The 20024-nt window shown below is 68.5% G+C and carries 20 protein-coding genes, 2 tRNA genes and 1 other RNA gene; 11 read left to right on the forward strand and 12 right to left on the reverse strand.

Annotation, left to right across the window (positions count from 1 at the left end; translation table 11 throughout):
* Positions 1 to 846 precede the first annotated feature (846 nt).
* Entirely contained in the window at positions 847 to 2091 is a 1245-nt protein-coding gene (locus IC535_RS18240; RefSeq protein ID WP_228886716.1) for an MFS transporter, read from the reverse strand.
* Positions 2092 to 2195: 104 nt separating this feature from the next.
* Between IC535_RS18240 and IC535_RS18245 the strand changes: the two genes are divergently transcribed.
* Together IC535_RS18245 and IC535_RS18250 are read left to right on the forward strand one after the other, a co-directional pair.
* Entirely contained in the window at positions 2196 to 3161 is a 966-nt protein-coding gene (locus IC535_RS18245) for an AraC family transcriptional regulator (RefSeq protein ID WP_228886715.1), read from the forward strand.
* 34 nt (positions 3162 to 3195) lie between these two features.
* Entirely contained in the window at positions 3196 to 3648 is a 453-nt protein-coding gene (locus IC535_RS18250) for a GNAT family N-acetyltransferase (protein ID WP_228886714.1), read from the forward strand.
* Between the two features lie 77 nt (positions 3649 to 3725).
* Here IC535_RS18250 and IC535_RS18255 read toward each other — a convergent pair whose 3' ends face one another.
* On the reverse strand, positions 3726 to 4043 hold the full coding sequence (locus IC535_RS18255; protein WP_228886713.1) for a DMT family transporter: 318 nt from the start codon (positions 4041 to 4043) through the stop codon (positions 3726 to 3728).
* A 278-nt stretch (positions 4044 to 4321) separates the two neighbouring features.
* Between IC535_RS18255 and ffs the strand changes: the two genes are divergently transcribed.
* Positions 4322 to 4418: signal recognition particle sRNA small type (ffs, locus tag IC535_RS18260), an RNA gene on the forward strand.
* 38 nt (positions 4419 to 4456) lie between these two features.
* On the opposite strand, the gene IC535_RS18265 is transcribed toward ffs, so the two are convergent.
* Genes IC535_RS18265 through IC535_RS18275 form a run of 3 tightly spaced genes read right to left on the reverse strand, consistent with a single transcriptional unit; the run spans position 4457 to position 6357 of the window.
* On the reverse strand, positions 4457 to 4840 hold the full coding sequence (locus tag IC535_RS18265) for a DUF4440 domain-containing protein (protein WP_228886712.1): 384 nt from the start codon (positions 4838 to 4840) through the stop codon (positions 4457 to 4459).
* A 3-nt stretch (positions 4841 to 4843) separates the two neighbouring features.
* Entirely contained in the window at positions 4844 to 5608 is a 765-nt protein-coding gene (locus tag IC535_RS18270) for an MBL fold metallo-hydrolase (RefSeq protein WP_228886711.1), read from the reverse strand.
* Complete coding sequence (locus IC535_RS18275) at positions 5608 to 6357, reverse strand: 3-deoxy-D-manno-octulosonic acid kinase (RefSeq protein ID WP_228886710.1); 750 nt, start codon at positions 6355 to 6357, stop codon at positions 5608 to 5610. Before IC535_RS18275 ends, IC535_RS18270 begins: the two co-directional genes overlap by 1 nt.
* 21 nt (positions 6358 to 6378) lie before the next feature.
* On the opposite strand from IC535_RS18275, the gene IC535_RS18280 reads away from it, so the two are divergent.
* Positions 6379 to 7428 (forward strand): glycosyltransferase family 9 protein, encoded by a 1050-nt coding sequence (locus tag IC535_RS18280; protein WP_228886709.1) that lies wholly within the window; start codon positions 6379 to 6381, stop codon positions 7426 to 7428.
* A 59-nt stretch (positions 7429 to 7487) separates the two neighbouring features.
* Here the strand turns inward: IC535_RS18280 and IC535_RS18285 are convergent, their stop codons facing one another.
* Positions 7488 to 7892: a DUF6165 family protein gene (locus tag IC535_RS18285; protein WP_228886708.1), complete on the reverse strand. Its 405-nt coding sequence runs from the start codon at positions 7890 to 7892 to the stop codon at positions 7488 to 7490.
* Between the two features lie 611 nt (positions 7893 to 8503).
* Positions 8504 to 8594, reverse strand: a tRNA-Ser gene (locus IC535_RS18290).
* 170 nt (positions 8595 to 8764) lie between these two features.
* Between IC535_RS18290 and IC535_RS18295 the strand changes: the two genes are divergently transcribed.
* Positions 8765 to 9469 (forward strand): PP2C family protein-serine/threonine phosphatase, encoded by a 705-nt coding sequence (locus IC535_RS18295; protein WP_228886707.1) that lies wholly within the window; start codon positions 8765 to 8767, stop codon positions 9467 to 9469.
* 122 nt (positions 9470 to 9591) lie between these two features.
* Here the strand turns inward: IC535_RS18295 and dnaQ are convergent, their stop codons facing one another.
* The 3 genes from dnaQ to IC535_RS18310 are packed head-to-tail and all read right to left on the reverse strand — an operon-like array spanning position 9592 to position 11430.
* Entirely contained in the window at positions 9592 to 10317 is a 726-nt protein-coding gene (dnaQ, locus tag IC535_RS18300; RefSeq protein ID WP_228886706.1) for a DNA polymerase III subunit epsilon, read from the reverse strand.
* A 4-nt stretch (positions 10318 to 10321) separates the two neighbouring features.
* Positions 10322 to 10774 carry a ribonuclease HI gene (gene rnhA, locus IC535_RS18305; RefSeq protein WP_228886705.1) on the reverse strand — a complete coding sequence of 151 codons (453 nt, stop codon included), beginning with the start codon at positions 10772 to 10774 and terminating at the stop codon, positions 10322 to 10324.
* Positions 10775 to 10785: 11 nt separating this feature from the next.
* Positions 10786 to 11430, reverse strand: a complete 645-nt coding sequence (locus IC535_RS18310; RefSeq protein WP_228886704.1) for a class I SAM-dependent methyltransferase — start codon at positions 11428 to 11430, stop codon at positions 10786 to 10788.
* A gap of 11 nt (positions 11431 to 11441) precedes the next feature.
* On the opposite strand from IC535_RS18310, the gene gloB reads away from it, so the two are divergent.
* Both gloB and IC535_RS18320 read left to right on the forward strand, forming a co-directional pair.
* Entirely contained in the window at positions 11442 to 12209 is a 768-nt protein-coding gene (gene gloB / locus IC535_RS18315; RefSeq protein WP_228886703.1) for a hydroxyacylglutathione hydrolase, read from the forward strand.
* A complete protein-coding gene (locus tag IC535_RS18320; RefSeq protein ID WP_228886702.1) occupies positions 12206 to 13420 on the forward strand; it encodes a lytic transglycosylase domain-containing protein in 1215 nt (404 codons plus the stop codon). Before gloB ends, IC535_RS18320 begins: the two co-directional genes overlap by 4 nt.
* Positions 13421 to 13705: 285 nt before the next feature.
* On the opposite strand, the gene IC535_RS18325 is transcribed toward IC535_RS18320, so the two are convergent.
* Entirely contained in the window at positions 13706 to 15679 is a 1974-nt protein-coding gene (locus tag IC535_RS18325) for a peptidyl-prolyl cis-trans isomerase (protein WP_228886701.1), read from the reverse strand.
* A 201-nt stretch (positions 15680 to 15880) separates the two neighbouring features.
* Here IC535_RS18325 and IC535_RS18330 point away from each other — a divergent pair, with 201 nt between their 5' ends.
* Genes IC535_RS18330 through IC535_RS18345 form a run of 4 tightly spaced genes read left to right on the forward strand, consistent with a single transcriptional unit; the run spans position 15881 to position 19824 of the window.
* Positions 15881 to 16858, forward strand: a complete 978-nt coding sequence (locus IC535_RS18330) for an NAD-dependent epimerase/dehydratase family protein (protein ID WP_228886700.1) — start codon at positions 15881 to 15883, stop codon at positions 16856 to 16858.
* Positions 16855 to 18006 (forward strand): glycosyltransferase, encoded by a 1152-nt coding sequence (locus IC535_RS18335; RefSeq protein ID WP_429000392.1) that lies wholly within the window; start codon positions 16855 to 16857, stop codon positions 18004 to 18006. The genes IC535_RS18330 and IC535_RS18335 overlap by 4 nt, the downstream gene beginning before the upstream one ends.
* Positions 17996 to 18589, forward strand: coding sequence for a hypothetical protein (locus IC535_RS18340; protein WP_228886698.1), 594 nt, complete (start codon positions 17996 to 17998; stop codon positions 18587 to 18589). Before IC535_RS18335 ends, IC535_RS18340 begins: the two co-directional genes overlap by 11 nt.
* Positions 18586 to 19824 (forward strand): glycosyltransferase, encoded by a 1239-nt coding sequence (locus tag IC535_RS18345; RefSeq protein WP_228886697.1) that lies wholly within the window; start codon positions 18586 to 18588, stop codon positions 19822 to 19824. The genes IC535_RS18340 and IC535_RS18345 overlap by 4 nt, the downstream gene beginning before the upstream one ends.
* A 123-nt stretch (positions 19825 to 19947) precedes the next feature.
* On the opposite strand, the gene IC535_RS18350 is transcribed toward IC535_RS18345, so the two are convergent.
* A tRNA-Asp gene (locus tag IC535_RS18350) sits at positions 19948 to 20024 on the reverse strand.

The raw sequence follows: 20024 nt of genomic DNA on the forward strand, positions 1-20024 counted from the left end.
CGCAAAAAGGCCGCCCAATGGGCGGCCTTTTTGCGTTTGTCTGGCGGAGAGCAGGGTGTGATCGCAGCACCGCCGGGTTCGACGGATTCGCCAGGAGCGAATCCGGACAGCCGCATGGCTGGCCCTGGAGCGCGCAAGCGCGGAAGGGCTGGGTGCATGGATGCACCCAGCAATCCCCAATGAAGCGGCCACCCTGCTGCCGAAGCCGTCTACGCCACCATCGATGCCCCGGGCGCGTGGCGACGCGCTCATCACCACAGCACATCCAGTTCCAGCAGGCGCGGCCCTGGAGCGCGCAAGCGCAGAAGGGCTGGGTGCATGGATGCACCCAGCAATCCCCAATGAAGCGGTCACCCTCTCACCCAACGCGACCAACCCCGCTCTTAACCCACGGCCACAATCGGACGCGTGGCGACGCGTTCATGTCCAACGCGCGTCATCGCCCCATGGCGCGGAGCGAATCCGGACAGCCGAACGGCTGGCCCGCGCCACCTCAATCCCCATGTGACGACGCTAGGGAGCGCGTCGCCACGCGCCCATGAATCAATGCGCCGCCGGCACCGCTTGAGATGTCAGGACAAGCGCCAGCAGTTCAGATGCACCCAGCAATCCCCAATGAATCGGCTACCCTCTCACCCGACGCGACCAACCCGCTCGATGCACCCAGCAATCCTTTTCTGGGTTGACCGCTGGTGCTGATGCAAGCCAGGACACATCCCCCCTAAGCGCATCCCCATCATCTGGTTCAGGCCGCTCCGGGCTCTGGTCGTTCCGTCCCTGGCCGGCAGTAGGTTTGGTGCCGTGCCATTCGGACTGGTTCACGCAGCCACGCATCGCGGGTGACAGCTAGATGTGAAACGCCGGGCCTGCCGAGAACGTCGGCGCGTTCACCCTGACTCGGAACGCAATAAGCAGGCTGGCGAGCAGCATCACTGCCGCGGCAACGGTGAGAACGGCAACGATGCCCCCCAACCCGAACACCAGGCCGCCCAGGGCGGCCCCCGCCGCGATGGAGGACTGCACCGCGGCGACCACCATCCCGCCGGCACTCTCGGCCTGGTCGGGCACCGCACGCGCGACCCAGCTCGACCAGGCAACGGGCACGCCACCGAAGGCCAGGCCCCAGAGCGCGACCAGGATCGATAGCCCGCCAACGTCCACCGGCAACAGGAGCATGCCGAGAGCGGCTACGCCGACCAAGGCAGGCATGATCACCAACGTGACTTTCAAACTGCGCTCCATGAGCCAGCCGGCCAGTAGGGTGCCGACAAAGTTCGCCACGCCGAATCCGAGCAGAATCAGCGCCAGGCCATCAGCGCTCATCTGCCCCAGGCTCTCCAACGTTGGGCGGATGTAGGTAAAGAGCGAGTACTGACCGGTGTGCGCCAGAACGCAGCCCAGCATTCCGACCGCAACGCCTGGCCGGCGCAAGAGCCCGACCACCGACTCTGGGAGTGCCGCCTTGCGCGGGGCCATTGAGGGCAGCGTGAACCACTGGAACGCAAACGTGAGTCCACCTACCGCTGTTGCCGCCCAAAAGGCGCTGCGCCAGCCCAGCAGCCCTCCCAGGTAGCTCCCCAAAGGAACCGATACCACCGTACCCACCGCAATCCCGCTGAAGATGATGGAAAGCGCGCGAGGCACGCGCTGCGGCGGCACCAACCGCATGGCCACGGCCGCGGCCATGCTCCAGAAACCGCCCAGCGCAACGCCCAGAAGGACCCGCATCACCAGCAGGACTCCCATGCTGGACGACAACGCCACCAAGGCGTTGGAGAGGATCATCAGACCCGTGAAACTCAGCAGCACCAGGCGCCTGTCCATCGAACGGGTCAGTCTAGGCACAAGCAGGCCAGCGAACAGGGCCACAACAGCCGTGACCGTCACTGCTTGACCGGCCAGCGCCTCGGACACACCCAGATCCGCCGCCATCGGCGTCAACAGGCTGGCAGGCAGATATTCGGCGGTGAGCAGTCCAAAGACACCCATGGCCAGCGAAAACACGGCCACCCATGCCGATGAAGACGGCTCCCCGCTACCCCAGGCCACGGAATCAGGCGCGTCTGCGGCATCAACTACGTCATTACTCATCAAAGATCCCAGTGCAATCGTGCAGCCGAGAGTCTAGGGAGCCTGGTCAGGATGATCTATGATTGTCTGACCTGTATTTTTGATCGAAACCCCGGGCCGCCTCCATGAGCCACGCTCCACCCCAGCCCACCGACCTGATCAGCCAGCTGCTGACCGACATGCGGTTACATGGCGTCCAATACCGACGCATTCAGACCGGGCCGACCTTTGGGCTTGGATTTCCCCCGAAGCCAGGACATGCCTACTTCCACTACCTGGCAGTGGGCAATGCGATTCTTCGTGGCGCGGACGGCAGCCAACACCTTCTATCGGCCGGGGATGTCGTGCTTGTTCCCCGCGGGGAAGGCCACGCGTTGTTGTCTGGCGAGGACCATCCCGTCCAGTGCCTGGAAACGATAGACGCAGCCCCACTGGGTGACGCGGTGAGCGGGATAGACACGTGTCCGAGCACACATCCCGTGCCGAGCGCCGTGCTTTTCCACGGATGCATGGTGTTCGATCTGGGTGGGATGCAAGGGTTGAGCAAGTTGATGCCGTCGGTAATGTTGGCCGATGGCAACGCCACTCAGTTCCCTGGGCTGTTGCCGATGGTCGATGCGATGAAGCGCGAGGTGTGCTCCGGACGGATTGGATATGCAGGAATACTCGCCCGGCTGGCGGATGCGGTCGCCGCCATGATCGTCCGTGACTGGGTCGAGCGCGGTTGCGACGGCGCATCAGGCCTGGTCATGGCGATGCGCGACCCGCGCCTATCGCTGTCGTTGCTTGCCCTGCACAGAGACCCCGGGCGTGACTGGACCGTCGAAGCACTGGCTGCAGAATCGAACATTTCACGGTCTGTCTTTGCAGACCGGTTCCAGACCGTCATTGGAACCGCGCCCCTGCGGTACGTGACTGAGCTGCGAATGCAATTGGCAAGTCAATGGCTGACCCACCAAAGCCTATCCATAGAGCTGGTGGCAGAGCGTCTCGGCTACGCGTCGCAGGCAGCTTTCAGTCGCGCCTACAAGCGCGTGATGGGGCACTCTCCTGGCGTGATTCGGCGCGGGCGCCCGTTGGCCTCTCCGTAAGACCACGAATTCTGGGATTCCCTCCAAAGCCTCCATGCCCACCCTCCGCCCCTACACCCCGACAGATGCCCCCGCCTGCCTGGTCCTGTTCGACGCCAACGTGCCGCGCTACTTCGCCCCACGCGAACGCCAGGACTTCGCCAACTATCTGCTGCACCCGGACCGCAGCCACGACTATCGGGTGATCGAACACAACGGTGATGTCGTCGCCTGCGGCGGCCTCGCCCTCGACAACGAAAACACCGCCGCGTTCTGCTGGGGCATGGTCGACAGCACCCGGCATCGCCAGGGATTCGGTAGCCTGCTGTCGCACGCGCGCCTGGCCCACGCAAGGACGCTCGGCGCCCAGCGCGTGACGCTCAGCACCAGCCAGCACACGCAGGGCTTCTACGCCGGGCTTGGTTTCGCCGTGACCCGGATCGTTCCCGATGGGCACGGCCCTGGCCTGGACGCCGTCGAGATGGCACTCGAACTGGCGCCGCGTTGAGCGGCGCCAGTGATTCGTTGCGCCAGCCACGCATGGCGTGGCTCTACCTTCGAGATCTCAGCCCGCGGTTGAACGCCTCAGCTGCTCGACAGTTTCATCAACACCAGCCCACTGACAATCAGCACCGCCGCGGCAATCCGCATCGCGCTGACCTGCTCGCCGAGGAAGGTGATGCCGATGACGAAGGCGCCGACCGCGCCGATGCCGGTCCAGATCGTATAGGCGGTGCCCAGCGGCAGGGTGCGCATGGCCAGCGACAGCAGCCAGAAGCTGGCGATCATGGTGACCAAGGTGATGATCGAGGGGGTGAGCTTGCTGAAACCGTCGGATTGCTTCATCGCAAACGCCCAGACGATTTCCAGTACACCGGCTGCCAACAGATAGATCCAGGCCATGCGGCCCTCCTTGATGGGGGCCAGGCCGTCCTGGTCAGTGGTTCCCGAACTGGGGGAGGCCGTTCCTCCTGTGCGGTGTAGTCTAGCGCCCCGCCTGCGCCATGGCGGTCGGCAGCGGCAACGGGCTACACCGGATTCAGGCTGGGCGTCTGGCACTGCATGCCGCGCATGCGCTAGAATGCGCGACTGCACTGCCGGGCCTGTTCCTGCGCTGCAGCCTCCGCCTGCGGTCGGCCGATCCACGATCGCCCTGCAGCCGGACCGTCTCTATGGTGGCCCCGTCGGCCCCTCGCGACGCTAGGTCGAAAATCCCGCCAGGGCCGGAAGGCAGCAACGGTATCGATCGACGCGGGCGCCGAGGTCAGCCGGCGGGGCCGCCACCTTTTTGGGCGCGGCACTTCCACACGTTCCGCTCAGGCCGCTTCCGGCGTGCCCTGGTGGAACAGCATCCGCCATGCCTGCGCCTGCAGCCGCCACAGCGAACTGCGCAGCACCGCGCGTTGCCGCACGCCATCGATCACATACCAACTGCGATACCGCACCTGGGCCAGGCCCGGTGCCAGCGCGGTCACGCTGAATGCCTCCGATTCGATCCCGACCCCGGCGCGCTCACCGGGAATCTGCGCCAGTGCCGCGGCACGGTCGAACACGCTGCCGGAACTGCCGATCTCGCTGAAGTCGACGTCCAGCAGCGCGGCCAGCTGCACCGCATCGGCGCGCACGGCCGGGTCGTGCAGCGCGCGCTCCAGGCCGACCAGATGGTCGAACAACGCCGGCGCCACGCCCTGCCCGGCCATGCGCTACGGGTCCTGTACCACCACGCAGGGCGCGGTGGGGACGGCCAGCGGCACGCACTGCCCCGGCAAGGCCACGTGGTGGCCGCGGTGGCGCAGGGCCTGCCCGTCGGCATGGCTGGCATAGTGGTAGAGCAGCATCCGCGCCTGCAGTCCGGCGCTGTACTCGCGCTCCAGGTCATCCACCCCGGTGTGCGAGGGGTTGCCGTGCAGGCCGCAGTCGTGGGCGATCAGCTCGTTGTCGTCGGCGTAACGGGCCAGCATCTCCGGGATCGGCCGGGTATCGCCGCTCCAGGTCAGCGCGCCCTTCAGGCGCAGCCCGTAGGCGGTTTCGGGCCAGTGGTGGCGCACCGGGAACACTTCCAGGCGCACCCCGTCGTGCCAGAAGGCATCGCCGACCACGATCAGCTGGAACGCATCCCAGAAGTTGGCGCCGCCCTCGGCCAGCACATTGGGGTAGTCGGCCACGCGCCGGTGCAGCAGCGGCACCACCGTGGCCGGCACGTACAGGCGGATGCGCCCGCGCCGCTGCGGCGAAAAGTACGCATCGACGAACAGGCGCTCGAAGCCGGCCACATGGTCCAGGTGCACATGGGTGACGAACAGCGCCTGCGGCGCCTGGCCGTAATGGGCCTGGAAGGCGGTCAGGCCCTCGCCGCCACAATCGATGGTCAGCCAGGGCTGGCCGTCGCGCTCGATCACCGCCATAGGCGAACCCAGCTCCACGGCCGAGGCATTGCCGACGCCCATGAAACGCAGCGCCCAATCCATCAGTAACCTCGGTTCCAGGCCAGGTCGTAGGCCCGGCGCAGCCGTGCATAGTCTTTTTCCACGTCCTCGATACTGCGCTCGCCGCGCAGCTTGAGCAGCGAACGCAGCAGCCGCTTGAGATTGCGCTCGCGCCAGCGGGTGGCCGGAATGCGCTGCATGCCGCGGTCGAAGTCGATCAACCAGCCATGGCCGTTGGCATCGAACAGGATGTTGTGCGCGTTGAGGTCGGCATGGTCCAGCCCGGCGCGGTGGAAGCGCGCGATCAACCGGCCGGTCTCTTCCCAGGGGGCGCCACGGCCGGCCACCAGCGCGCGGTCGGCCAGCGAACGCACACCTTCCAGGCGTTCCATCAGTATCGCAGCGCGGTAGCGCAGGCCATCGCGCATGTAGAACGCGGCGATCGGGCGCGGCACCGGCAGCTTCAGCGCGCGCAGCGCGCGCATCAAACGGAATTCGGCAAAACTGCGGGTGCGGTCGGCGCCGCGCCACAGGTAGGCATCGCGGCTGAACCTGGCCGCCATGCCGCCGCGCAGGTACCGGCGCAGCACGCTGGGGCCGAACGGCGCATCGACGAACCAGGCACCGCCCCGGCCACCCTCGCCCACCGGGCGGGCGCGCTCGGCCCAGTGGCCCGGCAGGAACAATTCCATCCCGGCTTGCCGCAGCCGCTCGCGGTCGAACAGAATGGCACCGAGCCCGCGTCCATCGCGGCACGGCGTCAGCACTTCATTGGCGTCGAATGCGACCATTCCTTCGAGTCTAACAACACCATGGCACCAACGTCCTCATCCTTGTGTCTTTTGCGGTTGTCGGCACTGGGCGATGTCACCCATGTGGTGCCGCTGGTGCGGACCCTGCAGCAGGCGCGGCCGGGCGTGCCACTGCACTGGATCATCGACAAGGCCGGGCACAAGCTGCTGGACGGGCTGCCCGGGGTGGTGTTCCACCCCTACGACAAGGCCACCGGGCTGGCCGGCATGCGCGCGCTGCGCGCCAGCCTGCCGCCGGGGCGGTTCGAGGCCCTGCTGCAGATGCAGGTGGCGTTGCGCGCCAACGTGTTGTCTGCGTTCGTGCCGGCCCGGCGCCGGATCGGCTACGACCGCGCCCGCTCGAAGGATCTTCACGGTCTTTTCATCAATGAGCGCATCCCCGACCGCCCCGGCATCCATGTGCTGGACGCGATCGGCAGTTTCTGCGAACCGCTGGGCCTGAAACAGACCGAGGTCAGCTGGGACCTGGCGGTGCCGGCGGCGGCAGTGGCCTGGGCGCAGGTGCAGTGGGACGACGACGGCCGCCCGGTGCTGATGATCTCGCCGTGCTCCAGCCACGTGCGCCGCAACTGGTATGCCGACCGCTATGCCGCGGTGGCCAACCATGCCGTCACGCGCGGCTGGCGGGTGGTGCTGTGCGGCGGCCGCAGCACGCTGGAGCGCGACATGAGCGATGCGATCCAGGCCCAGCTGAGTACCCCGGCGCTGGACCTGGTCGGCAAGGACACCCTCAAGCAGCTGCCGGCCCTGCTGGCCCGCGCGGCCCTGGTGATGACCCCAGATTCGGGCCCGATGCACATCGCCAACGCGATGGGGGCCAAGGTGCTGGGCCTGCATGCGGCCAGCAACCCGCAGCGCAGCGGGCCGTATTCGGACACCCGCTACTGCGTGGACCGTTACGACAGCGCCGCGCGCAAGTTCCTCGGCAAGCCGGCCAGCGCGCTGAAATGGGGCACCAAGATCGAGTTCGACGATGTCATGCAGTTGATCACCGTCGAGGACGGCATCGCCGCGTTCGAACGCTACGTGGCCGATCACCGCGCCGGCTAGCCGGCGCGGCGGGACCGGCGCTGGAGGCGGTGGCGTGCGCCAATGGCAATGGCGGCGCCTCAGGCGCGGGCGTTGTAGTCCTTGTACGACTTCTCTTCCACGTAGGCCGAGCCCAGCACCAGGTTGATCTGCTTCTTGATGCGCGCGCGCTCGTCGTTCTGCAGGTAGACGCTGCGCGCCAGTTCCACGAACCGCGCATCGAAGGCCTGGGCCTTGTCCTGCAGGCGGATGTTGTCCTCGATGTCCCACAGGCGCTCGTTGACCGCCTTGAGCTCGGCGCGCAGGCCGGCGATGTCGCCGCCCCCGGCAGGATGGGCCATCCAGGTCTTCTCCAGCGCCGACAGTTCGGCATGGATGTTGGCCAGCTTGGCCGCATCGTCGATGCGCTCGGACTTGATCTGCAGGATCGAGATCTTGTCGAGCAGCTCGCCAAAGGACACGGGAACCAGGATTTCAGCGGTCATGGGGGGCATCCGTTACGGGAGGCGGCCAGTTTAGCGGATGGTGATGAGGTGCAGTTCCAGTTGGGTAGAGCCACGCCGTGGGTGGAGGTCTGTTGTCGAGCACTGCGAAGCCACGCATGGCGTGGCTGTACGAAACGTTTCGCCCTTCGGGCGGCGTTTTTGTCCGGCAGGTTGGTCGAACTTGGGAGGATGGTGGCCGCATCATTGCCGGGATTGCTGGGCCCATCCGCGCCTCCGGGCGATGACGCGCCTCGGACATCAACGCGTCGCCACGCGCCCGTGTGGTGCCGCATCGGGGGGTTGCGATTGGGGCGGAGATCGGGTTAGCCGAGCTTGGCTGGATGATGACCGTGGTATTGAGATTACTGGGTCGATCGGAACTGGCGCTTGTCCTGACATCTCAAGCGGTGTCGGCGGCACATTGATTCATGGACGCGTGGCGACGCGCTCCCTGGTGTCGCCACATGGGGCTTGAGGCGGCGCGGGCCAGCCATTCGGCTGTCCGGATTCGCTCCAGGCGAATCCGTCGAACCCCGGCGCGGCTTCGCCTCAGCCCCTCTCCGCCAGACACGCAAAAAAGGCCACCCGATGGGTAGCCTTTTTTGCGTGTCTGGCGGAGAGGGGGGGATTCGAACCCCCGAGGCGCTATAAACGCCTGCCTGATTTCGAGTCAGGTACATTCAACCGCTCTGCCACCTCTCCAGATGGTCCCGGCGAACCGGGAGCCGAATGATACGGGCAGGACGCGCCGACGACAAGCCTCCACTTCGCCGGGGAAGTGAATTTCTTCTGTATGGATGCCTTGCCGGATGTCCGGCAGGCCGCGATCATGCCGTTATTCCCCGCAACACACCCTTGGCCCAGCCCCGCTCATGATCGAATTCGGACACCTGACCCACCCCGGCCTGCGCCGTGACCTCAACGAGGACACCTACTACGGCGATGGCGAACTGGCGTTGTGGCTGGTTGCCGACGGCATGGGCGGCCACGCCTGCGGCGAGGTGGCCAGCGCGCTGGCGCGCGAGACCATCGTGCGCGAGATCCGCCGTGGCGCCACGCTGGCCACGGCGATCCGGATTGCCGACGAGGAGATCATCCGTACCTCGCGGCGGCGCAACGACAGCCTGCCGATGGGCACCACGGTGGTCGCCGCGCGGGTCCAGGGCAACCGCTACGAAGTGGCCTGGGTCGGCGACAGCCGCGCCTATCTGTTCCGCGACGGCAAGCTGGCGCAGTTGAGCCAGGACCACAGCGTGGTGCAGGAAATGGTGGCCCAGGGCAACCTCACCGCCGAACAGGCGCGCGCCCATCCGCACCGCAACGTGGTCACCCAGGCCCTGGGCGTCACCGATCCGGCCCATCTGAACGTGGCCACCACCACCGGCGAACTGCGCCCGGGCATGCAGCTGCTGCTGTGCAGCGATGGCCTCACCGAAGAAGTGGAGGACAACGGCATCGCCCGCACCCTGGCCTTCGACGATGCCAGCGCCCAGGAGTGTGTGGACACCCTGGTCGCCGCCGCACTGGATGGCGGCGGGTCGGACAACATCACGGTGATCCTGGTGCGTTGCCATTGAGGCACCCGCACGTACCGACCAACGGTCGGTACCTACCGCGGTGTCGGGGTAGATCGCCACCGTTGGTGGCGATGCCGTCCGGCGATATCCAGACTAGACCACCCCGGTCGGTGGCGATGCCGCTACGCCACCGCTTCTTCTTCCGTCTCGCCATCCCAGATCGCGTGGCCGGCCTTCTTGCGCAGCTTGGCCAGGCGCGCGGCATGCGCTTCCAGCTCCGAGGCGGTAGCCACCACCCGCGGGCGCGGCAACAGCCGCGAGGTGTCGAAGGCCTGCGCGTGCGCGGTGCCGGTCTGGGCCTCATCGCCCGAACCGAAGCCGATTTCCTCCTGGCCGGAGGTCAGCGCGATATACACATCGCCCAGGATCTGCGCATCGAGCAGGCCGCCGTGCAGCTGGCGGTGCGCGTTGTCCACGCCCAGCCGCCGGCACAGCGCGTCCAGCGAGTTGCGCTGGCCGGGGTAGCGCTCGCGCGCCATCCTCAGCGTATCCACCACCGTGCAGCGGTCGCCGATCTTGCCGTAGTGGTCGCCCAGCAACGACAGCTCGTTGTCCAGGAAGCCGATGTCGAAGGCGGCGTTGTGGATGATCAGCTCGGCGCCGTCGATGAAGGCCAGGAACTCATCGGCGATCTGCGCGAACACCGGCTTGTCGGCCAGGAACTCCAGGGTCAGCCCGGTGACTTCCTGGGCGCCCTGTTCGAACTCGCAGTCCGGCTTGATGTACTGGTGGTAGTTGTTGCCGCTGGGCCGGCGCTTGAGCAGTTCCACGCAGCCGATTTCGACGATGCGGTTGCCCTTTCGCCACTCCAGGCCGGTGGTTTCGGTATCGAGGATGATCTGACGCATGGGCTCAGTGTACCGGTCCGGTGGCACGGATCCGGACCGCGGCGTCGCGGGCCAGTTGGTCCACGCGTTCGTTGTCCGGGTCGCCGGAATGGCCCTTCACCCAGCGCCAGTCGATGGTATGGGTCAGGGTGGCGGCGTGCAGGCGCTCCCACAGCTCGCGGTTCTTGACCGGGGCGCCGCCGGCGGTCTTCCAGTTCTTGCGGATCCAGCCCGGCAGCCACTCGGTCAGGCCCTGGCGCACGTACTGGGAGTCGGTGAACAGCACGATGTTGCACGGTTCGGTCAGGGCTTCCAGGCCGGAGATGGCGGCCATCAGCTCCATCCGGTTGTTGGTGGTATGCGCTTCGCCGCCGCTCAGTTCGCGTTCCTGGGTCTTGTAGCGCAGCAATGCCGCCCAGCCGCCCGGCCCGGGATTGCCGAGGCAGGAACCGTCGGTGTGGATCTCTATCGTCTTCATTGAATTCCAGATCAGGTCGCCACGGTGCCGGGCCAATGACGGACCGGCAGTGGCGTAGGTCCTGGCAGGGCCAGGGTGCGTTTTTCGGCGGAGAACAGGCAGGCCGCGCGCAGCGGTGCCAGGCTGCGCCGGCCCGGTGCGCGGTCGCGCCACATCGGGCCCAGGTAGCTGAGGTCGTCGCAGGCCAGGCCGGCCTGTTCCAGGGTATGGCGCAGCCGCTGCGGGGAGCGCACCACCAGTCCGTGCCGGCGCCACTGGCGCCGGAACGGGCTGAACGGGTTGAGCGTGGACAGCCACAGCCGGCCGCCGGGCATCAGCACCCGCTCGCATTCGGCGATCAGCTGCTCGGCATCGCGCGCGGTGACGTGCTGCAGGACGATGGCATTGATGCTCTCGCTGGGCAGCGGCAGCGGCAGCCCGCAGTGGGTATCGCCGGCGTAGCCGGCACCGTGCCGGTGCAGGCGCAGGCCGCGGCCGGGCAGCTCCGGGGCGGCGGCCCAGGCCGGGGTCGGGCCGATCCACAGCCATGGGGTGATCGGGTGCGCAGCCAGCAACGGCAGCAGGCGTTGCAACTCCAACTGGCACAACGCTTGCGCCGGTTCAGTATCAAACCAGGATGCGACGGAAACTTGACGGGGGCTCGGCGCGGCGGGCATGGTCCAATTCTATGCGACTGACCGCCCTACCCGCATTCGCGGACAACTACATCTGGGCCCTGATCGCAGCCGATGGCGCGGCGATCGTGGTCGACCCCGGCGATGCCACCCCGGTTCTGGCTGCCGCAGCGCAGCAGGGATGGCGCCCGCACACGGTGCTGCTGACCCATCACCACGACGACCATATCGGCGGGGTGGCGGCGCTGCAGGCCCGGTTCGCGGGGCTGCAGGTGTACGCCCCGGCCGATCCGCGGATACCGCTGGCCACCCACCGGGCGGCTGAAGGTGAACGTATTCAGGCATTGGGGCTGGAGATCGACGTAGTATCCGTGCCCGGACACACCCGCTCGCATGTGGCGTTTCACACCGCTGAACATCTTTTCAGCGGCGACGCACTGTTCAGCCTGGGCTGTGGACGCATGTTCGAAGGTACGCCGTCCCAGCTTCTGGCATCCCTGCACAAGCTGGCGTCCCTGCCGCCGCACCTGCTGTTGTGCTGCGGGCACGAATACACCGTGTCAAATGCCGTCTTCGCGCGGCATGTCGACCCCACCAACGCTGCGTTGCTGCAGCGCCATGAGGAGGCCCTGGCCATGCGCCGCGATGAACGCCCCACGCTGCCGGTAACCCTGGCCAGCGAGCTGGACTGCAATCCGTTCCTGCGTACCCGTACACCCTCGATCCAGCAGGCCGTCAGTGCCCACCTGGGTCGCCCCGTCACCGATGAAGTCGATGTCGTCGCAGGTCTGCGCGGCTGGAAAGACGGATTCGGTACATGACCGGGCGATTGTTGCCGCTCGCGTTCGGCCTGGCGTTGAGCATGGCCGGTGGCGCGAGCGCCCAGTCGTTGAGCGTGGGGATGTCGCAGAACGTGGCCGGGCTGTCGCAGCTGCCGCTGGACCCGGCCGCCCTGCCCCCCGCCTCGGTACGCAACGGGCAGGAGATCTTCGCCAGCTTCCGCGCTGGCCTGGCCGAACCTACCTGCAATGCCGAGGCCACCAGCGCGCGCTGGCAGAAGCAGTTCGCCCATGCGCCCTCGCGGCTGGCCAACCAGGACGATGATGCGCTGGTGCTGTTCGGCTATGTAGTCGAAGAGTTGCGCAAGTCGGACCTCCCCACCGAATTTGCGCTGATCCCGTTCGTGGAAAGCGGCTACCGGCCCAATGCGCGCAATGGCAGCGGCCCGGCCGGGTTGTGGCAGTTCATCGCCACCACCGCCAGGAACCACCGCGTGCAGATGACCGCCGGTTATGACGGCCGCCTGTCGGCGGTGGATTCCACCCAGGCGGCGGTGCGCTACCTCAAGACCCTGCACGGCATGTTCGGCGGCGACTGGCGCCTGGCCACCATGGCCTACAACGCCGGCGAGTACCGGATCCTGCAGTCGCTGCGCAAGGGCGGCATGAACGCGCAGAACGCGCGCCCGGCCGAACTGCCGGGGCTGTCGCCGATCACCTATGCCTACGTGGAGAAGCTGCACGCGCTGGCCTGCGTGCTGGAAAACGCTGAAACCTCGCCGGCGGTGATGGCCTCGCTGGACCGCACCGTGCCGGTGCTGAAGGGCCACCCCCTGCCGGCCGGCACCAGCGTCCAGCAGTGGGCCGCCCAGCGCGCCCTGGACCCGACGCGGATCGCCCGGCTCAATCCGGCCCTGGCCAGCGGCAAGGGCCGCCCGGCCGGCCAGGTCACCGTGTTGGCCCCGGCCAGCCATGCCCCGGTCGATGCCAGCGTGATGCTGGCTGCGGCGGTGGATGCCGCTGCGGCCAAGGCCGACAGCCCTGCAGTCAGCGCACCGGCGCCGCGCGTGGCACGAACCGTGGCCAGCAGCGCCGATCGTCCGCGCAACCGCCGCCATACCGTGCGCGACGGCGAATCGCCGTGGACCATTGCCCGCCGTTACGGCATGCCGCTCAAGGCTTTGCTGTCGCTGAACGGGCTCACCGGCAGCAGCGTGCTCAAGCCCGGCGCGGTACTGCGGGTCGAGGACTGAGGCCAGCCCGCACCGGGCCCTGGCCGGCGGCTGTGAACCGAACGATGCCCGGCACTGCCGGGCATCGTCATTTTCGGGTGGAGCTTGGCAGGCTGCCGTTGGAAGCAGGCTTCTTCGACCGGGGTCATTCCCTACCGCACTGATCGGCATGGTCGGCAGTCGGCTGGGGCGCGACCCTACCAGGCACCCCTTCCCGCCGCCACGTCGGTGCGGTGCTTCTCCGCCCCCCACAATGCACAAGGCCCGGCAATGCCGGGCCTTGTGCTGCCACTGCAACCGATCCGGTTACAGGTTGGCTTCTTCGGTCTGCACCTTGTAATGCTTGCGCATCGCGTCGATGTAGGCCTTGGCCGCAGCCATGCCGTCGATCTGGTCGAGCTGGTCGCGGAACGCCTTCTGCTGTTCGGGCTGCACTTCGGCCAGATTGGCCGGGGTGACCTTGGTCACCGCATACACCAGGTAACGGCCCTGCACGACCACCTTGCCGTAGCTGGGCTTGCCTTCGGCCGGCAACGGCGCGCTGAACACGGCGCGGTTGATCTCCGGGGTGGGCACCGGCTGGGTGCGCGGCAGGCCCGGCAGCGGGCTGACCCGCAGCTTCTCGCCCACGGCCAGCGCCTGCAGGGTCTGCCCTGCCTTGAGCTTGGCCAGCAGCGCGTCGGCCGCCTTTTCCGAGGCCAGGCGGGTGCGGTCGGCGCGGACGGCGGCGATCACCTGCTCACGGGCCTTGTCCAGCGGCAGCGCCTGTTCCGGGCTGTGCTCGGTGACGCGGATCATCACGCTGTGGTTGGGCGTGATCTCGATCGGGTCGCTGACCGTACCGTCCTGGGTGAGCACGTCGGAGAACGCCGCACGCTGCACGGCCGGGTTGGCGGCGATGCCGCTGGCGGTGGCGCGGGTGAACGGCCCGGCGGTCTGCACCGGCAGGCCCAGCTCCTTGGCTGGCCCTTCCAGCGAGGTCGGGTTCTTGTTGACCAGATCGACCAGGCGGCCGCTGAGGTCGGCAAACACGCGTTCGTTGTCGGCCTTGAGCTGCTCGGCCGCCAGCTGGTCGCGCACCGCTTCGAACGGACGGCCTTCGCCGCCCTTCAGCTCGCGCAGCAGCAGCACGTGGTAACCGAAATCGGTCTTGACCGGGCCGGTGACTTCGCCAGCCTTCATCGCAAACAGCGCGTCTTCGAACGGCTTGACCATCGCGCCGCGTTCCACCCAGCCCAGGTCGCCACCGGCGTCCTTGGAACCGGGGTCTTCGGAGTTGGCCTTGGCCAGGGCGGCAAAATCGGCGCCCGGCTTCTTGGCCTCGGCGGCGATGCCGGCGGCCTTGGTTTCGGCGGCCTTGAGCTTGGCCGGGTCGCTGCCGTCGGCGGCGATCAGGATGTGCGAGGCCAGGCGCTGTTCGGGCGCGGCAAAGCGCGCCTTTTCGTCCTCATAGCGCTTGCGCAGCGTCGCCTCGTCGGCCGGGGTGGCCGCCGGCAGGTTGGCGCCGTTGATTTCCACATATTCCAGCGACACGGTTTCGGGCTGGCGGAAATCCTTGGTGTGGGCGTCGTACCACTGCTTGATCTGCGCGTCGGTGACCGCGGCGGTGTCGGCCGGCAGTTCCGGCAGTTCGGCCAGTTCGACGTCGCGGGTCTCGCCGAGCAGCTTGAGCAGGCGTTCGGTTTCGGCCTGGGTGGTGAAGCCCGAGCTCTGCAGCGCCGAGGGGATCACCGACTGCTGGATGCTTTCGCGTACCAGGGCCTCGAACTGGGTCGGGGTACGCGGCGGGTTGCCGCCGGCCAGGGTGAGGCGGTACTGGTTGTCGTTGAACTTGCCGTCCGGGCCGAGGAAGGCCGGGATCGCGGCGATGTACTCGCGCACGGCGTTGTCGCCGATCACGATGCCGGACTGCTCGCCGGCCAGGCGCACGACCTGCTCGTCGACCATCTGGTCGAGCACGGCCAGCTTGTTCTCGGTGCTTTCGAACTGGCGCGGATCGAAGGCTTCGCCCTGCTGCTGGCGCGCCTGCTGGCGGGCCTGCTCGAAGCGGACGCGGAAGTCCTGCGAGCTGATCTCATGGTGCTGCCACAGGAACGACATCGGCCACCACGACGGTGCCGAGCGCCACCAGGTTGGCGGCGCGGCCACCTTGGCCACGTTCTGTGCGCCCACGCCACCAAGGTAGCTGGAGTCGATCACGAACAGGAACGGAATCATCAGCAGCCCCAGGATCACCGTAACGATCCAGCCTGAGGTCTTGTCGCGAAGTTTCTGCAGCATGGGAGGAATCACAAGGCCTGATTGGCGAGCCCGGCAGTGTAACCCGCTTCGCGGCCGGCACCAAAAGCGGCCCGAAACGAGGCAGGACAAGGATCTGCGCCATTGTCGCGGTCGGCCACCTGCGACCCCGGCATGGCCGTGCCGCCGCCCATCGCGCATACTGGCCGGTCAAGCGGCGTGGCCCCGGTGCGGCCTGCTGCAATGCTCAAGGAGGACAGGGCCATGCGCATCCTGGTCACCGGTGCCTCCGGCTTCATCGGCGGCGCCCTGCTGCGGCGGCTGGCGGGCCTGCCCGGCGTGCAGGCGATGGGGGTGGCGCGGCGTGCGCTGGCCCTGCCGCACTACGCCCAGGTCGACCTATCCGGGCCCTTCGAGCTGCCCTTCCGCCCGGACGTGGTGGTGCATGCCGCCGGCCGCGCAGCGCCGTGGGGCAGCCCGGCCCAGTACCAGCAGCAGAACGTGGAAACCACCCGGCAGGTGATCGCCTTCTGCCGCCGTGCCGGCCTGCCACGGTTGCTGCACCTGTCCAGCACGGCGGTGTTCTACCGTGAGGCGCACCAGCACGGCCTGCACGAGGACAGCCCGATCGCCCCCCCGTTCCTGAACGACTATGCGCGCAGCAAGGCCGCCGCCGAGGCGCTGGTGGCCGGCTACGAAGGACCGTCGTGCATCCTGCGCCCGCATGCGGTGTTCGGCCCCGGCGATACCGTGCTGATGCCGCGCCTGGCTGCGGCCGCGCGCCGCGGCGGCCTGCCGGTGCTGGTCAGCCGCGGTGGACCTGTGCAGGTCGACCTGATCCACATCGACACGCTGGTGGAGTACCTGCTGCGCGCCGCGCAGGCACCGCGGCTGGCCGCGGCCTACAACCTGACCAACGCACAGCCGATGGAACTGCAGGCATTGCTGCAGCGCCTGCTGTCGGGACTGGGGCTGCCGCAGCCCAGGCGGCGCGTGCCGACCGCCCTGGCACTGCGCGCGGCCGGTGCGCTGGAACTGGCCTGGCGCGCCCTGCGCCTGCGCGGCGAGCCGCCGGTGACCCGCTTCGGCGTGGCCGCCTTCGCGTTCTCGCGGACCTTCGACCCGCGCCGCATGCTGGCCGACCTCGGCCCGCCGCAGCAGGACCTGGAGGCCGGCATCGACCGCTTCATCCACTGGCAGCGTGCGCAATGGACGGCCTGAGCATCGCCAGCGCGCTGCTGGCCCTGGCCTACCTGCTGCTGCTCGGCCTGAAGGCCGCCGGCGCGGCCAGCGTGCTGCGCCGACAGCCGCCCCGCCACCAGCAGACACCGTTCGACGGAACCGGCGTGGCCATCCTGCAGCCTATCCTCGGCGGCGACCCGTTGCTGCCGCAGGTCCTGCAGCACACCCTGCAAGCACTGCCGGGCGCGCACTTCCTGTGGCTGCTGGACCAGGCCGACGCGCCCGGCCGGGCGACGGCCGAGGCGTTGTGCAGCGCCCACCGGCAGCACCGCATCACCTGCCTGCTGCATCCGGCCGCGCCGCAGGGCATCAACCCCAAGACCTTCAAGCTGGAGGCGGCGCTGCCGCGCGTGGAAGAACCGGTGCTGCTGGTGCTCGATGACGATGCACGGCTGTCGGCGCCGGCACTGGCGCAGATGGTGGACGAGCTGCGGCATGCCGACCTGGTCACCGCCCTGCCCTGCTACCGCGACGATGGCGCCGCCGGCGCCCGCCTGATGGCGCAGTTCGTCAACAACAATGCCGCGCCCACCTACCTGGGCCTGCTGCCCTGGCTGTCGCCGCTGTCGATCAACGGCATGTGCTACGCCATGCACACCGCGCGTCTGCGCGCGCTTGGCGGTTTCGCGCCGTTGCGGCACATGCTGGCCGACGATCTGGCCCTGGCCCGCGCCCTGCGCAGCCAGCACGCGTGCCTGCACCAGTCCACCGCCTGCGTGGAGGTGCAGACGCATGTGCCGACCCTGCCGCGCTACGTCCAGCAGATGCACCGCTGGATGCTGTTCGCACTGCTGTTGCTGCGCGACGAGCGGCCGGCCCTGCGCGCATTGATCGGCGTGCTGCACGGGCTGCCGCCGCTGCTGCTGTGGAGCATGCTGGTGTTGGCGGTGCTGCCGCCATTCGGCTTGCCTGGCGTGGTCGCCGCGGCAGTGCTGGTGCTGCGCGCCGGCACGCTGGCCGTACTGCAGCGCCGGGCCAGTGGCCGCGCGCGCCATCGCCCGCTGGCCTCGTTGATCGCCGAGCTGCTGCAGCCGCTGCATCTGCTGCACGCGGCCTGCAGCCGCCGCATCCGCTGGCGCACCCATGTCTACCGCGTGCATGGCAATGACCAGTTCGATGAAGTCTGATGCCCTGCCGGCCAGCAGCGCGGGCCTGCAGATCGCGTTCCTGAGCGGCCAGAGCGACCCGGCGCGCTGCGCGCTCAGTCCGGCGCAACACGCCTTCGGCCAGGCCCTACTGGCGCCCGGGCGGGCGCTGCATCCCTGCAACTTTCCCTACGACGCGGACACCCCGCCGTTCCGGCCGGCACCACTGTTGTCGGCCAGCTGGCACAACACCCGGCACTACCTGCGCTCGCGCCATGCCCGGTTCGCGCAGGCGCACCGCCCCGCGGTCGAACAGCTGCTGCACGCCGCGCCGCACACCCTGCTGCTGGCCGGCAGCTGTGGCCTGGAACTGCTGGCCAACCTGGCGCTTCCCGCGGCACTGGCGCCGCGCCTGAGCGTGCTGGCCTATGGCCCGGTCGCGCGCCGTGCGCCCGCCGTGGCCCGCCTGCTGGTGCTGGTCGGGCGCCAGGACTGGATTTCCCGGCTGGGCTGGCACGGCCCGCGTACCTGGGTGGACAGCGGCCACCTGCACTATCTGCAGCGGCCGCAGGTGCTGGCCCATGCCAACGCCTTCGCCGCGGCCATCGAGCGCACCCACGCATGAAGATCGAACTGCTGGCCCCGCCCTACAGCGGCCACCTGCACCCGGTGCTGGCGATGGCCCGGCAGCTGCAGCCGCACCATGAGGTCACCGTGCTGAGCACGCCCGGTGCGCAGGCGGCGATCGGCGCCAGCGGACTGCACGGTGAGGTGCTGCTGTGCGCCGAGCAGGAAGCGGCCCTGTGGCAGATCGCCAATCCGCCCAGGCCGGTCAAGGCCAACCCGCTGCGCCTGCACGCCCAGCTGCGCCAGGCCCTGCGCCTGATGGAGCAGATGCGCGGCACGCTGCAGCAGCGCTGGACCATTGCGCGGCCGGACCTGGCGATCGTCGATTTCACCTTGCCACCGGCCGGCCTGCTGGCCGCCGAGCTGGGCATCGCCTGGTGGACCAGCCTGCCCTCGCCGTGCGTGCTGGAATGCGCCGACGGCCCGCCGCCCTACCTGGGCGGGCTGTCGCCGGCGCGCAACCGCTGGCAGGCCCTGCAGCATGCCGCCGGGCGGCGGATGACGCGCCTGTTCAAGCGCGGCGTGCACGCCTGGCAGCGGCCGGCAATGCGCCGGCTAGGAGTTGAGTCGATCTATCGGCCCGACGGCAGCGAGCGGGTGTACTCGCCCGAATGCATCCTCGCCCTGGGCGTACCGGAACTGGAATTCCCGCGGCGCTGGCCGGCGGCGCTGCAGTTCGTCGGCCCGATGCTGCACACCCCGCCAAGCGCGCATCCCGCGCCGCCGTTCGTGCCCGGCGCACGCCATCTGCTGGTCACCGCCGGCACCCACCAGGACTGGGTCAAGCCGCGCCTGGCCGAAGCGGCCGCGGCGCTCGCGCGCCTGTACCCGCAGTGGCAGGTGCACGTCAGCGACGGCCACCAGGACAGTGCGGCAACGCCCGTGCAGGCACTGCCGAACCTGCATCGGCTGCCGTTCGTCGATTACGCCCGGCACCTGCCCGGCTATGACCTGGTGCTGCACCACGGCGGCGCCGGGGTGATATACCACGCGCTGCGCGCGGGCGTGCCGGCCCTGGTGTTTGCGCTGGACTACGACCAGTTCGACCATGCCGCGCGGCTGCAGGCGGCCGGCGCGGGCCTATGGCTGCGCGACCTGCAGGATCTGCCGGCGGTATTCGCCGCTGCCCTGCGCGGCGATGCGTTTCCCGGGCTGGCCATGCTGCAGGCGTCGGTACGGCAGCATATGGCCGCCGACGCGGTGCTGGCGCGGGTGGAGGCGTTGGGAAGGTAGGCCCGGGGCCGGACCTGGACAACGCGATACCGCAATCGGCGCATCCAGCCGCGAGCCGGACCTGCCGCATCATCTGCAGAACAAAAAAAAGCCCCTGGCTTTCACCAGGGGCTTCTCAAAGATTGGCGGAGCGGACGGGACTTGAACCCGCGACCTCCGGCGTGACAGGCCAGCATTCTAACCAGCTGAACTACCGCTCC

Origin of the sequence: Stenotrophomonas rhizophila (assembly GCF_020857975.1) — a bacterium.
GTDB lineage: Bacteria > Pseudomonadota > Gammaproteobacteria > Xanthomonadales > Xanthomonadaceae > Stenotrophomonas > Stenotrophomonas rhizophila_C.